Origin of the sequence: Metasolibacillus fluoroglycofenilyticus (assembly GCF_003049645.1) — a bacterium.
Taxonomy (GTDB): Bacteria; Bacillota; Bacilli; order Bacillales_A; family Planococcaceae; genus Metasolibacillus; species Metasolibacillus fluoroglycofenilyticus.
Genome location: NZ_PYWK01000005.1, coordinates 61,909 through 76,776, shown reverse-complemented (window position 1 = coordinate 76,776; position 14,868 = coordinate 61,909). Strand labels below are relative to the sequence as shown.

Genomic DNA, 14,868 nt, shown 5'->3' with positions numbered 1-14,868 from the left:
TACACAGCATTTAGGAAGCCCCCTTTGAGGTTTGTTTAATATTTCGAATGCTTCTTTAGCGCCCTATATCTCAAGGGATATTCCCCCTTGCCGTTAAGGGCTTAAAAAACTAAGATGAAGAATGAGGTGATTTCATTGCAATATGCAATTTTTGGAGATTTACATTCACATAAAAAGCATACAGAGCTTGTCTTACAGCATATACAGGAGGTTGCGCCAGATGCTGCGTTGCTCGCTCTAGGCGATTTATATGAGTGCATAATAGGCAAGCGCAAGGCATTAACAGCTCGCAATATTCCTTTAAAGGAAGCGGCAATTATTAAAAAGGAGTTTGAGAGGTTACTAACCTTTCCTTCTGTTATTGGCAATCAAGAAGAGCGTATCGCTCTTGTAACAGGCTCACAGTATTTTTTACAATATGAGGAAAAGCTTTATATAGAGAATGCTATGCTTATTCATGGGCATCAATTTGAGTGGAATGAGCAATTTGAGCCGACCTTCCCACAATTTAATACCCCATTAGTCTTTTTTGGTCATAGCCATCGAGCAGCTATTTATATTGATGGTACACGCACAGCAGTTCCCTATCATCAACCCCTCTTTGTCGGGGACAGGCATTATGTAATTAATGTGGGAGCTGTTGTTGAAACACTGGATTGGTGCTTGTATGATAGCGAGGCAATGACTGTTACATTTATGCGGGTAACGTAATTGATTAGAAAGTGGAAGAAGCAGTTGGGGCTGTCCAAAAAGCTATGCATAGCCGGCATTTTGGACAGTAGCGATGATGTTTCACAAAATGTTGATCCATATAAACAGAAAACGCCTCTTTTAAAAATGGGATGGGCATTGGTTTAGCTGCGTTATCCCTCAGTAAAAGGGAAGGGATGAAAACATTTATTTCAATGCGGTGTCAAAAAAACGGGCTTTTCGGACAACTCCTTTTGCTGATGTTTCATCAAAGAATTATATAGATAAAATAGAACTTCGCAGCTTTCTTTTAATTTTAAAAGAAAATAAGGAGAAAGCCAATTTCTAACTGTGTCGAGAAAAAGCTCCACTTTGAGACAGCCCGCTTCGTTTTTTTCCCTATTAACCGGGTATTCGGTGATTTACTTTATATATTTTTTCTTTTCATTAATGAATATAACCTGTAGTTCCTGTAATTTCTCAATTACAATATTGGATACTACTGTTAGCTTGTCTAAATAATTTTCTGCTAATTTTCTGTCGCCCTGATGATAGGCTCTGATTGCTTTTTTGGCAATATCATGTACTTCAATATGGGGTTGCTCTAACTCTTTATATGCTCGTTCATTTGCTAATAATTCCTTGCCAATACCGTAATACCATATACCTAATCGTGATTCTTTTGGTGATTCAATATCGCTTTCAGTCATTTGCTCGAAGCCAAGCATTAAATTATAAATGCGCCAGCGCCATAAAAGATGGTCGGTAATATTGAGTGCGATAATATCCTCTTGGCTGAGAATAAAGTTTTTCGCAATTGTCGTCGAACGATATTCCTCAATCATTTTACTAAGCTTATAAATCGCTGCACCCGTATCAAAAGTAATGTCCTTGCTGTGAACTGTGCTGTCTCGAAGATTATGATTGCGCGTCGAAATATCTGAAGCGACTGTTGCTTGATGCTGCGTAGCCGTCGCAATCTCAGTAAAATGAGCTCCCTGCTCCTGTAAGCTTTGATTTAATGCTGACAAGGTTTGTGAAATACGAAGCACATCGGATACACCTTCATGTAAATCCTGTGCAGATTGCTTTGTAAGTAGTTCAATATTATTCGTAATATGTAAAAGCTCTTGAATATCAGTGTTAATTGCTTCTACAGATTGTTTAGTATCGTCCGCTAGCTTTCTGATTTCATCCGCTACTACAGCAAAGCCTTTGCCCGCCTCTCCTGCACGTGCTGCCTCAATTGACGCATTTAATGCTAGTAAATTTGTTTGGTCAGCAATGCCTTTAATTAATGTGATTAATTGTGTAACCCGTGTCACACGCTCCATTAACTGCCCAACATCTTGCTGCACCTGCTGTTGTCCTCGGTCCGTTTGTTGCAGCATAGCAGTAATGTCCTCTAACGCAGTTATATCCTCACCTAATTTGCCTAGCGAGTGCTGGGTGCTTTGTGATATTTCCTCAATAGAGGCGGATACTTCCTCAATACTTGCGTCTAGCTCGCCCATTAAGTCACTTGTCGAAATAATGTCCTGCTGTTGCGTGCCTTGAAAATCTACTAACTCCTTAATTTGCTCAAGCTCTGTGTTGTATTGAATAATTTCTCCTAAACCATTTACTACCGAGCTACCCTGTATTTCAATATATGTTTCGACAATAATTTGTTGGTCAATTGTTACTAAACTATCGTAGGCTAAAATAATATCTAGCATTTGCACAGGATTTTTCCGATATTCTTTCACAATAAGCGGAATGATTAATTGATTAATTAATGTGTAGGCTGAAATCATCCAGTTTGGCAATACGCCTATCCGTGCATGTGTATAAGCAATTTGCCTACGTTTAAAAACATAATCAATATTTAGTTCATCTTCAAACAAGCTTTTAAAATGTTGGTCAAAAACTTTCTTTAAACGCTCTATAGAAGTATGCTGATGGATAATTTGATTGAACTCTTCAATATCCAACAAACGACTATAAAAATTATCTAATATATACTGGTGATGCTGATGATAAATATCAGCTATCCTTTTTACGGATTCTCGTCGAATTTGAGAAACAGCTAGAAAATCTAGCTTTTCCTGAAAACGTTCGTTTGTTTTAATATCTGAATATTGCTGCTGGTGAAAGTAATCGTACTGTTCAATGCCTTTTTTTCTACCAAACATAGCTTATTCATTTCCCTTCTGCCAGATATTTTTCCTCTAGACGAAACCTAAACAATTTGCTAATGGACAATCAACCGAATTTTTGACGATAACCGCATTTTTTACATAATTCCTCTACTGCCTCACGGCGAGAAAAACCCTCTACGATGCGATTCGCCCGCTCACTATCGACAATATCGCTAAACGATGTTTCATGGATATTTCCTAAATCAATAACGCCCTCTCCGTCTAGACAACAAGGAACTACTGTCCCATCTACTAAAATAGCAGCATGGCTACGAAGTGCATGGCAAAAGCCTTTACCGTCATCCTCTGGTGCTAGAAGGCTTGGCCACCTAAATTCATGGTCTTGGTTTAAATAAATATTGCGTGCAATTTTTATACCCTTCCCCGGCTCCACACGCTCCTCAATCAAATAGTCTAAATGATATTCGCGTTCAAGCATTTCTAACGTTTCTCGGTTTCTTCTTGCCACAATATCGGGAACCTCATTTTTCTGTAAATTCCATAATCGATAGGAGATGATGACATTATGCTGTTGAACCTCACGTACAAAATGTAAAATATCACCTAAATATTTTTCTCGATTTTCAGAACCTTCATGACCGTCAAAACTGTGGAGGGAAAAATTAATTTGGCGCAAAGCAGGCTTCCCTAATAGCTTGTGGAAATTTTTTTTTATGAGTGTGCCATTCGTTGTAATGTTAACTTTAAAGCCTTTTTCATGTGCGGCATCAAGCAACTGATCAATGCGTGGGTGAAGTAATGGCTCTCCCTTGACATGTAAATAGATATATTTTGTATGTGGCCTAATTTCATCTAATATTTTATTAAATTGCTCTAATTTAATTAAGCCTTTTGCTCTTGCAGTTGGTGGGCAAAAGCTACAGGCTAAATTGCAAACGCTTGTTATTTCGATATACACTTTTTTAAATGTTTTCATATATAAATCACCATTTCAAAATTATTCGCCTACTCTATCTTATCAAATTTTTATTTCTTTGCATGTGAAATGCTTCACTGCCAAACGCAACTTTCCTGTATATTTCCTCTCTTTCGTAGCCATATTTAAGAAGAGGAGGAATGTATATTGACTATGACTGAAAATACACTAGCAATTTATGCTTTAGGCGGTATGAATGAAATTGGCAAAAACATGTATGTAATTGAATGTGAGGAAGATATTTTTATTATTGATTGCGGCGCTAAATTTGCGAATAATAATTTGTTAGGCGTGGATTTAATCGTTCCAGATATCACTTATTTACAGCAGCAGCATGCCCGTATTCGTGCACTGATTGTAACACATGGGCACGAGGATCATATTGGTGGAATTCCATATGTTTTACAAAGATTGAATGTGCCTATTTATGCGAGTCGTTTTACACTTGGCTTAATTGAATTGAAATTGAAGGAGCATAAGCTTTTACGGGACACACAGTTAATCGAAATTGATGAAAATGCAAGCCTGCAATTTTCATCAGCAACAATTAGCTTTTTTAACATAAACCATAGTATACCCGATTGCTTAGGCATTGTTTTTCAGACAGCACAAGGAAATATTGTGCATACGGGAGATTTTAAATTTGATTTCACGCCCGTCAACGATAAAGCGTCTGATATTCATAAAATGGCGGCTATTGGAGAACGAGGAGTACTGGCGCTTATTTCTGAAAGCACCAATGCAGAGCGCCCTGGTATGACACCATCCGAGCAGCTTGTAGGTGAAAATCTAAAAGATGCTTTCACGAAGGCGACAAATAAAATTTTCGTGACGACCTTTGCCTCCAACGTCAATCGGATACAGCAAATCGTTGAAGCAACGATTGACACAAATCGCAGGCTTGTCTTACTAGGGCGCAGTATGGTAAATGTCGTATCTGTCGCCATTGAGCGAGGTTATTTACGCATTCCACATCGCTTATTAGTCGATGTACGCGAGGCCCAGCACCTTGCTCCAGAGCAAATTGTCGTTTTATGTACTGGGAGTCAGGGCGAGCCACTTGCTGCACTTGCCCGTTTAGCTAATGGGCGACAGCGCGACTTGCAAGTGCACCAAAACGATACAGTTATTTTTGCAACTTCACCTATACCGGGAAATGAAAAAAATGTTTCTAAAATTATCGACGATTTATTTTATCTCGGTGCAAATGTTATTTACGGTTCAGCTAGCACAACAGGCATGCACGTTTCTGGACACGGCTATCAAGAAGATTTAAAGCTCATGCTGACACTTATGAAGCCTAAATATTTGATTCCGATACACGGGGAATATCGCATGCTTTACAAACACCGACAGTTAGCGCAATCAGTTGGTGTAGAGGCTGAAAATATTTTCATTTTGAAAAACGGAGAGGTTGTCGATTTTATACAATCCACTGCGCAGCAAACACGCCTTGTTCACGCTGGAGAAACATATGTGGATGGAGTAGGCACTGGAGAGGTTGAAAATATCGTCCTGCGCGATCGTCAGCAGCTAGCTGAAGATGGCATGCTCGTTATCGTCTTAACTCTTGATCAAGAAAACGGACAACCACTAGCTGCCCCTGACACGATTTCACGAGGCTTTGTTTATGCAAAAAATGCAGAGGGCCTACTGTTGGAAATAAACGACCTCGTCCTCGCATCTATTCAGCCATTTAAAGATATAAATATTAGAGGTATGCAGCACGCCATCAAAAAATCAGTTGGTCAATACCTTTTCACTGTAACACGTAAAAAACCAATGATTTTGCCAATTATTATTGCCGTTTGAAAAAGGGCGTGCAAAAAACCGTGCAGTTGCCTGCTTTTTGCACGCTGTTGGTAGTGTTTCTTGAAAGAATTCACTCGGATAAAATAGCAAGTGGATTCTTTGAAAATAGGAGAATCACTCGATTTAGCAGATTTCCCTTCGAATGAAAGTGAATAAATGATAATTGAAAAGATGGGGCTGCCTTTTTGGACAGCCCCTCTCTAAATGAAAGCGAAGAAACGAAAATTTCCCTTTCACTATAAAAATAATTTTGTTTCTGCGGTATTGTCACTATTGTTGTCGTAGTAAACATCGGCTCCTGCGATTACTCGTCGCAGTAAATATTGTTGAAAGAAGTTAAATCATCTTTAATAGCGCTTCCTCTCCCGTCATTCCGGGTACAATCCCCTGTTTTTCTGCTTCATATGTGACGGATTCGAGGGGCGCCTTTAACAATTGATCAATTGTTTTTACCCCGACCGCGCGTCCAGCAATAATTTTACGTTCGGCTAAACGCTCATTTAATAACGTAATATCAAGCGCACCACACATTATATAGCCCTGATCATTCGACACGGTTAATAAAGTTGTGTTTGGCAAATAAACCGTGACTGCTGTAAAAGAATGTCCCTTAATATGCAAAGCTTCAATTGCGACGATATGCACCTCTCCTCTCTTGTTGTATACATATGGCAACAAGTGAAAAGATGTGCCTACGAAATTGTGTGTAAATTGTGTGAGTGCCTGGCACTATTTTCTACACGAGAACATCACAATCTCACCATCAACATACGTTTCTAAATGCACTGGGCGCCCCCATAATTTATAAATATAACGTAGCACTTCCTCTAAATATTGCTGGTCTAGCTCCATCCCTTCATAACAATGCTTTAAATAGAGCTCGCCACCTCGTTTAAAATCTCCATCCACCACAACAATATATGGGAAGCCACCGTTGACACGCATCGATACTAATTGATTGCTTATAGATTCATATTCTTTATCGGTAATGCGATATTCGTTGCCCTCTTTCGCAAATACGTATAAATCCTCTCGCTCCACAAGCTCCTTTGTTAAATAATTGCGTAGAAAGGATGTGTCTGAGTCGATTTCTCGCACTTCAAATATTTTCTCCCGTCCTGAGTTCGGCTTAATACCGCGCTTTTGCATCTCCTTTGTCGGTTTATTATAGCGCTCCTCAATATCCTCAAAAATTTTCAGACCGAGGTAGTATGGATTAATCGATGTTTTTGATGGCTGTACGACGCCCGCATTCAATTTTGCATAATCTAGCGTTTCCGCCGTTGTTAAATCTAGCTCTCTTAATATACGTTGATGCCAATAGGTTGCCCAGCCCTCATTCATAATTTTCGTTTCAAGCTGTGGCCAAAAATAAAGCATTTCCTCCCGCATCATCGTCAATATATCACGCTGCCAATCCTCAAGCTCTCGACTATGCTGTTCAATAAAAATAAGCAAATCCTTTTCTGGCTCTGGTGGGAATGCTTTCTTTTTTTGTGGCGACTCGGGCTTTTGACGTGGCTCGTCGATATGCCATAAATCATCGTATGGCGTAGAGCGAATATTTGGGGCTTCCTGTTTTTCTTCCTCTACGATTTGCGGACGGATAATAGCTGGGTCAATATGCTCTTGAATCGCTAGCACTGCATCTAAAAACTGTTCCACCTCATCTTTACCGTACAACAGCTCATACTTAGCAATGCGCTCTGCTGTTGCGGTCATACTTTCCACCATGTCGCGGCGCGTGTTGGAAAAACGCACATTATTTTTGAAAAAATCGCAATGCGCTAGCACATGTGCAATAATTAATTTATTTTGCGTTAATGTATTCGTATCAAGGAGAAATGCATAGCAAGGATTTGAATTAATAACAAGTTCGTAAATTTGACTTAAGCCTAAATCATATTGTAGCTTCATGCGATGAAATTGCTTGCCAAAGCTCCAATGCGTAAAACGTGTAGGCATACCGTAAGCACCAAATGTATAAATAATATCTGCAGGGCAAATTTCATAGCGCATCGGGAAAAAATCTAAGCCAAAACCAGTTGCCACCTCAGTAATTTCGTCAATCGCTTTTTGCAGCGCCTTTTCCATTACTGCACTCCTTCTTTTTTAAAAATGCTTTTTAGCGCATCGTAAACCTCTGATTTTCGCTTAATAATATAATGGCGAAACTTCGGATGCTCAATTTTACTATAAGCGGACATTAGTGCAGATGTTCTACTATAGGCATTCACCTCGCCATAACCAAACATGCTGGAAATTTCCATTAATTGCTCTATTAATTGTAGACAGCGCTCGTTATCTGATGATAGATTTTCTCCATCTGAAAAATGAACCGGATAAATATTGTAGCGTGATGGTGGGTATTTTTCATTTATTAATTGCAATGCTTTAGCATAGGCTGAGGAGCAAATCGTGCCGCCGCTTTCACCTTTCGTGAAAAACTCCTCTTCCGTTACAACTTTCGCCTCTGTATGGTGGGCGATAAATTCAATATCAACAGCACTATATTTCGTACGTAAAAAACGCGTCATCCAAAAGAAAAAATTTCGTGCACAAGTCTTTTCAAAAATACCCATCGAACCACTTGTATCCATCATTGCTAATACAACTGCACGCGATTCTGGTTTCACAACCTCATCCCATGTTTTAAAGCGTAAATCATCTTGGTGAATAGGGTTAATTGCCGGCTTTCCTTTCATCGCATTACGTTTAATTGCCGTTAAAATAGTCCGCTTTTTATCGATATTGCCCATTAGACCCTTTTTACGAATATCGTTAAACTCAATTTTATTTGTCGCTATATTTGCTACTTCTTTCTGTTGTAAATTAGGCAAAGCTAGCTGTTGAAATAATATTTCCTCCACATCCTCCAGCCGCACCTCTGCCTCGTAATAGTCTTTTCCCGCTTCCTTGCCTGCCTCTTTTCCTTGTCCTTGCTGTGCTTTACCATCCCGCGCAACGACATCGCCAACTTGGCTATCCCCCTGTCCTTGCCCAACATGCTTTGATTTATCTGTATTGTAACGAATTTTATATTCATCTAAAGAACGAATTGGAATTTTAATCACCTCTCGCCCCTTAGACAAAATAATGCTTTCCTCACTAATTAACTCTGGTAAATTATTTTTAATTGCCTCGTCAATTTTCTGTCGATGGCGTTCTTGGTCCTGATATCCTTTACGATGGAGGGACCAATTTTCTTTTGAGATAATGAACTGATGTTGCTGCTTGTCACTCATTTTATCCACACCCATCTGCAAATTCGCTTTTTTGAAACCTCTTACTGATTGAAGTTTCACTTTATACTATGCACCCTTGACCAAATTTTGAACTTTATTCTTGAAATAAATCAGTTATGATTAAAATCAACTACGCCCCAGCTAGCTCTTGTCCAAACTCTTTTCGAGCAAATGAGGGGAAGGTTAACCTAACGCCGACACAATAATTGACCTACGTCGTGCAGACCAATCTGTGATATTCGCCAGAAGTCTAGCCAACACGTTGTTGATTACTCAGCCGTTATTTTAGTTTGTAATGACCTTAGACTGGGTTCCTATTTTTCAACAAATGTTTGAACACCTGCTGAAAAATAGCCTAATAGATGCATTCTAACTGCCATCTATGAAGATGGGCAATTTCTGCATTCGATGCTTCGCTGTCGATACAAAAAGAGTTTGCTCCTGCGGTTACTCGTTCCAGAAAACAGTGTTGAAAGACGTTAATCGCTGTATAATAGAAATAGAGAAAACTAGAAAGAAGGTATTGCAAATGTGGGAGCAATGTATGATTGAAACAGCGCGTGGCACTTTTGAGGTGTTTAAAAAAGGGCATGGACAACCAGTATGTGTTACACATCTATATAGTGAATATGATGTACGAGGTAATATATTTGCAGATTTGTTCACGGAGCATGCGACAGTTTATTTAGTTAATTTAAGAGGCTGTGGCAATTCTACAGATGACCTTTCTAAATTTAACTATAGCATGGGACATACAGTTGATGATTTAGAAGCAATTCGTCTGGCGCTTAGATTGGAGAAATGGATATTTGCTGGGCACTCAACTGGGGGAATGCTGGCATTAAAATACGCCACAATGTATCCAAATAGTCTTGTACATATTGTTGCTGGAGGGTTATGTGCTTCTTCTGAATATATGCGACATCCTAGCAGTATCTATTGCCCAACTAACTCTAATAATCCGCGCATTAAGGAAATTATTGCGATGCTTAGAAATCCACAATCGACACTTGAAGAAAGACGTGCTGGTAACAAAGAATGGGCTTTAATGTCCCTCTATCATGAAAAGCATTATGACGCGATGTTAAGCCGTCCTAATAGTGGAAAAACCGTATCAAAACGGCTTGATTACTTTTCATATGAAGAGCTACCTACATATGACCTGCGACCTGAATTGCCGGATGCTGCTACGACAGCCTATATTTACTGCGGTTTGCACGATGCACAATGCCCGTATGAATTTTCTGCCGAGGCAGCCGAACTTATGCCGAATGCTACACTACAAACCTTTAGGCAGAGTAATCACTCGCCTTTCATCGAAGAAGAAAAAGAATTCCATCAATTTATAGCAACGACTTTTAAGTAAAAAGAGCAGTATGGGAAAATCGTTTCCCATACTGCTCTTTTTGGTTTCTATTCCATGTTTTTAAGGTTTTATTCCACGTTTCCGAGCCTTTATTCCACGTTTTTTTAGATTTATTCCACGTTCTTAAAATTTGGATTAAGTCAGCAACTGCACAACCTTTTGGGCGCTCCCTTTCCTTAACGATTCAATAAACTGCCTACGTAGCGCAGTAGCTCGTTGGCTGAGGTTGTGTTGTAGCCGTGCTCATCGACGAGCGTTGCGACAACCTCGTTGATTTTTTTCAATTGTGCCTCGTCTGGTGTTTGTGAGGAGGTTGTAATTTTTACGACGTCCTTCAAATCAGCGAATAACTTTTTCTGAATCGCTTCACGCAAACGGTCATGTGAATGATAGTCGAAGCGCTTGCCCTTTCTTGCAAAGGCGGATAAGCGAATTAAAATTTCTTCGCGAAATGCCTTTTTCGCGTTTTCAGATACACCGATTTGCTCCTCAATTGAGCGCATTAGCTTTTCATCTGGATTCATTTCTTCACCTGTTAATGGGTCTCGCAGCTTGTTTTTATTGCAAAATGCCTCGACATTATCAAGATAGTTGTTCAATAATGTTTTAGCAGATTCCTCGTAGGAATAAACAAAGGCTTTTTGCACTTCCTTTTTCGCGATTTCATCATACTCTCGACGAGCGACCGCAATATAATTCATATATTTTTTGCGGTCCTCCTCTGAAATAGAGGCATGCTGGTCTAAGCCGTCCTTCAAGGCACGTAGCACATCTAATGCATTGATTGATGGTACTTCCTTACGAATAATAGCGGAGGAAATCCGATTAATTACATAGCGTGGGTCAATGCCTTGCATTCCTTCATTTGGATATTCCTTTTTCAATTCCTCTATATCGACCTCGTTATAACCTTCGATGCTCTCCCCGTTATAAAGACGCATCTTTTTAACAACATCGACACCTTGTTTTTTCGGCACTTCTAATCTCGTTAAAACAGAAAAAATCGCAGCAACTTTGAGCGCATGTGGTGCGATATGTACATGTGCCATATCGCTGTCATGAATCATTTTTTCATAAATACGCTCCTCTTGGCTCACCTTTAAGTTATAAGGAATCGGCATAACGATAATACGTGAATGTAAAGCCTCATTCTTTTTATTGGCGATAAATGTGCGGTATTCGGTTTCATTCGTATGAGCGACAATCAATTCATCCGCGCTAATTAAAGCAAAGCGTCCTGCTTTAAAATTGCCCTCCTGCGTTAATGATAATAAATGCCATAAAAACTTTTCATCGAGCTTAAGCATCTCCTGAAACTCCATCATACCTCGATTTGCTTTATTCAGCTCCCCATCGAAGCGATAAGCACGCGGGTCAGACTCCGAGCCATATTCGGCAATCGTCGAAAAGTCGATGCTCCCCGTTAAATCGGCAATATCCTGCGATTTTGGATCAGATGGGGTAAATGTACCTATTCCTACTCGGCGATCCTCCGAAAAGAAAATACGCTCCACTCGCACTTCCTCAATGCGTCCGCCATATTCCTGCTCAAGGCGCATCGTATTTAATGGTGACAAGCTTCCTTCAATCCGAATCCCGTACTCCTCATAAAAAGCATCTCGCAAATGATGGGGAATTAAATGTAATGGGTCCTCATGCATTGGACAGCCTTTAATGGCATAAACCGCTCCGCTCTCTGTACGTGTAAAGCGCTCCAAGCCTCGTTTTAGCATCGTCACAATCGTTGATTTCCCGCCACTCACAGGCCCCATCAACAATAAAATTCGCTTGCGCACATCGAGTCGTTTTGCAGCAGGGTGGAAATATTCCTCTACCAATCGTTCAAGAGCCGTCTCTAATCCAAATATTTCGTGGCCAAAAAAATGATACATCTTTTGTCCATCCTGCTCCTCGACACCTGCAGTTTTTAACATATTATAAACACGTGAATGAGCAGTTTGTGCAACTTCTGGTCGCTCTTTAATAATTTCCAAATAATCCGCAAAGCTACCTTCCCACTTCAGGCGATTTTCTTCTTCCCTGTAGTTTTTAATTTTATTTAAAATGCTAATCGCTTTTCCTCCATTCAAGCCTTTATTTTACATCGTATGAACGTGGTCGGTTGTTGATTACCAATTATTCTATATAGATAGCTCCGCGCGATTACGTCCAGCTTTTTTAGCGCTATATAATGCAGCATCCGCATCCTGAAATAATTGATGCAAATCATCCTTTGTGCAAAGGGGATTCACAGCAATTCCAATACTAACGGTCACATATGGCGAAATTGGTGAAGCCTTATGTTGAATCCGCTGTCGTTCAACCACTTTGCATATTTTATTCGCAAAATGTAGCGCCGTTTTACGTTCCATATCAAACATTAAATAAATGAATTCCTCTCCGCCAAAGCGTCCTACGAAATAACCTTCCCCCGCAAGCTCCTTCAAAATCGCGGCAACTTCCCGCAATACCTTATCCCCCTCTAAATGGCCATAATAGTCATTAAAATGCTTAAAGGCATCGATATCCAATAACATCGCTGTTACATGGCGTGGCCCAGTGCCCATTGTAGCCTCTACATAATCATATAAGCCACGGCGATTGGGCATCTCTGTTAGCTCGTCATGTGTAGCTAATAATTGCAAATCACCATTCATCCCTGCCAATTGATTATTTGCTTGTAATAATAGTTGCTCCTGCTCAAACAGCTTATAATAGCCTTGATAAATGAAATAAGAGCCTGCCACACTAATAACAATAAATAATACAATATTAATCATATGCGCAAATACAACTGCTTTATCAAGCTGTATAATAGCTAAGCCACCTAGCAAGTAGAGCGTAGGAATGCTTTGGAGAAAAATAAAATATTTTAGACGTACATGGTACATAATTGCGACACCAAATAAATTAATTAAATAGGCAGTTACTTGCCCGTAAGAATTTTGGTCTAACAAAGTAATTGTGGCTCCCCACATCAGTGTAAAGCAATAATAACCCCACATAGTGTATTTGATTAACCGATAATGATGTAGTTTTTTATCTATTGTATTTAACAACAAAAGAAATAAAATAGAGCATACAAGCAAAAGCAAATAAAAAAACAAATAAATATTCCAAGTAACTTTACTTTGCACAACGTTTATTACGATTAATAGCGACTCAAATATAATGGCTATCCAAGCAAAATATTTAGCACGATACATATTTTGCATTGTAAATTTTTTATTAATTTGTTGTATGGCGATTTCCATTACACTCCTCCCCCTATACAGAAATTATCAGGTTAACTTTAGTTTTGATTCAGCGGATTTCCTTTTTAAAAACTCTGGTCAACATGAGGTCGGTCACTCAATCGATGCATTCGAAGATTGAGTTTCTCTTTTTCAGCGGGTGTCGGGATGCCCGCTGAAAGAAATTAAATATTCAATTTACCTGTTTTCGCATCGTATACAGTAATATTTTATGTATATCGCCCATCCAATTAAATTTCTCTGTTAATTCTTGCTGTTCTTTTTGTAGTCGTAGCCAATATAGATTTTCTGTTAGCATATATTGCTCTAATTGCGGCAATGCTGTAAGTATAGTTTGTACTTGCTCAGAAATAGCTTGCCATCTCACTAAGTGAGTGATAATCTCCTGCTGCGTTTCAATTGTAGGAAGCTCTATAATTTGCTGCTCAAACTCTTCAAATTCCAATGATTGTGCCTGTAAATAATAAAATAAATATTCACTTAAAATAATTGATTCGTTTGGGATAATAGCCATAATATTTTCTCCAATGTAGAGCTCCTGCTGGCAAATATGATATGCGCCTTGCACTGGATATATTAAAATTGCTCCTGCCGGCACTTTCGTTAAATACATATCCTGTTTCGCATCAGGCTGAATTTTCGGTAAGTGTTGCATACTTGCCAGCAGTCCCCAATTTTTACTATTGATTAACGATATGCCCTCATTATTGAAAAAACATGTAGGTGGTATAGCTGTTCCTGCTACAACCTTTACAATATCCCCCAATTTATATTGTTGCATTGAAATACTCCTCCTATTTATATAATTAATATATCCTACTCCATTTGTACCATTATAATATAACTTTTACTTAATGTACTATTTTAAAGGTATCTCCATTTAAAATGTTTTTCACTAGCTTTTAACTTAGAGGTGAAATGATATGTCAGATTTTTTAAAGCTAGTGGGAGAACAGCTTCGTGCAATTCGAATTGCAAAGGGATTGAGTCAAGAGGAAGTAGCAGAAAGAACAGGTAAAATTGGCTTTAGTAAAGGACGTATTTCCAATATCGAAAATGGGCAATCAAATATTACATTAAGCACGCTAGAAAGCTTAATGCATGCATTAGATATTGCACCAGATGAACTTTTTAATTTTCAAACTTTAGCAAATGTTGCAGATATCGAAGAGAAAAATTTAATGTTGAGCATCCATCATTCACTTCTTAGAGACCGTAACTTAGACGAAGTAAAATATGTCGTTCGCATTACTAAGGATTTTTTAGATACGATGGATGCCCAAATAAAAAAGAAGGGTGTGTCAGACAAGCCATTTTGAGGCACTCCCTTTACGGCTGGTAATCGCAGAAGTAATAATTTTTAGCAAATATTTAAAGGCTGCCC

General features: G+C 39.0%; 12 protein-coding genes. 4 read left to right on the top strand and 8 right to left on the bottom strand.

What is annotated here, in order from left to right:
• Nucleotides 1–135 precede the first annotated feature (135 nt).
• Nucleotides 136–711, top strand: a complete 576-nt coding sequence (locus C9J36_RS14990; protein WP_107943618.1) for a metallophosphoesterase family protein — start codon at nucleotides 136–138, stop codon at nucleotides 709–711.
• 401 nt (nucleotides 712–1,112) lie between these two features.
• Here the strand turns inward: C9J36_RS14990 and C9J36_RS14985 are convergent, their stop codons facing one another.
• Nucleotides 1,113–2,864, bottom strand: coding sequence for a methyl-accepting chemotaxis protein (locus C9J36_RS14985; protein WP_107943617.1), 1,752 nt, complete (start codon nucleotides 2,862–2,864; stop codon nucleotides 1,113–1,115).
• A gap of 70 nt (nucleotides 2,865–2,934) precedes the next feature.
• Nucleotides 2,935–3,807: a radical SAM/SPASM domain-containing protein gene (locus C9J36_RS14980; protein WP_107943616.1), complete on the bottom strand. Its 873-nt coding sequence runs from the start codon at nucleotides 3,805–3,807 to the stop codon at nucleotides 2,935–2,937.
• A gap of 153 nt (nucleotides 3,808–3,960) precedes the next feature.
• Here C9J36_RS14980 and C9J36_RS14975 point away from each other — a divergent pair, with 153 nt between their 5' ends.
• A complete protein-coding gene (locus tag C9J36_RS14975) occupies nucleotides 3,961–5,619 on the top strand; it encodes a ribonuclease J (RefSeq protein WP_235616095.1) in 1,659 nt (552 codons plus the stop codon).
• 336 nt (nucleotides 5,620–5,955) lie between these two features.
• On the opposite strand, the gene C9J36_RS14970 is transcribed toward C9J36_RS14975, so the two are convergent.
• The 3 genes from C9J36_RS14970 to yhbH form a co-directional block, all read right to left on the bottom strand.
• Entirely contained in the window at nucleotides 5,956–6,258 is a 303-nt protein-coding gene (locus C9J36_RS14970; RefSeq protein ID WP_066164960.1) for a YunC family protein, read from the bottom strand.
• 90 nt (nucleotides 6,259–6,348) lie between these two features.
• Nucleotides 6,349–7,713 carry a SpoVR family protein gene (locus C9J36_RS14965; protein WP_066164692.1) on the bottom strand — a complete coding sequence of 455 codons (1,365 nt, stop codon included), beginning with the start codon at nucleotides 7,711–7,713 and terminating at the stop codon, nucleotides 6,349–6,351.
• The gene (gene yhbH, locus C9J36_RS14960) at nucleotides 7,713–8,864 is read right to left on the bottom strand and encodes a sporulation protein YhbH (protein WP_066164958.1); all 1,152 of its coding nucleotides are present in this window, start codon (nucleotides 8,862–8,864) and stop codon (nucleotides 7,713–7,715) included. Before yhbH ends, C9J36_RS14965 begins: the two co-directional genes overlap by 1 nt.
• 529 nt (nucleotides 8,865–9,393) lie before the next feature.
• On the opposite strand from yhbH, the gene C9J36_RS14955 reads away from it, so the two are divergent.
• The gene (locus C9J36_RS14955; RefSeq protein WP_107943614.1) at nucleotides 9,394–10,230 is read left to right on the top strand and encodes an alpha/beta fold hydrolase; all 837 of its coding nucleotides are present in this window, start codon (nucleotides 9,394–9,396) and stop codon (nucleotides 10,228–10,230) included.
• Nucleotides 10,231–10,406: 176 nt separating this feature from the next.
• Here C9J36_RS14955 and C9J36_RS14950 read toward each other — a convergent pair whose 3' ends face one another.
• The 3 genes from C9J36_RS14950 to C9J36_RS14940 form a co-directional block, all read right to left on the bottom strand.
• Nucleotides 10,407–12,302, bottom strand: a complete 1,896-nt coding sequence (locus tag C9J36_RS14950; RefSeq protein ID WP_066164955.1) for a PrkA family serine protein kinase — start codon at nucleotides 12,300–12,302, stop codon at nucleotides 10,407–10,409.
• Between the two features lie 69 nt (nucleotides 12,303–12,371).
• Entirely contained in the window at nucleotides 12,372–13,484 is a 1,113-nt protein-coding gene (locus tag C9J36_RS14945) for a GGDEF domain-containing protein (protein ID WP_107943613.1), read from the bottom strand.
• A 172-nt stretch (nucleotides 13,485–13,656) separates the two neighbouring features.
• Nucleotides 13,657–14,265, bottom strand: a complete 609-nt coding sequence (locus C9J36_RS14940) for a restriction endonuclease subunit S (RefSeq protein WP_066164681.1) — start codon at nucleotides 14,263–14,265, stop codon at nucleotides 13,657–13,659.
• Between the two features lie 142 nt (nucleotides 14,266–14,407).
• Here C9J36_RS14940 and C9J36_RS14935 point away from each other — a divergent pair, with 142 nt between their 5' ends.
• Nucleotides 14,408–14,803, top strand: coding sequence for a helix-turn-helix domain-containing protein (locus tag C9J36_RS14935; protein ID WP_066164679.1), 396 nt, complete (start codon nucleotides 14,408–14,410; stop codon nucleotides 14,801–14,803).
• The last annotated feature ends 65 nt before the right edge of the window (nucleotides 14,804–14,868 follow it).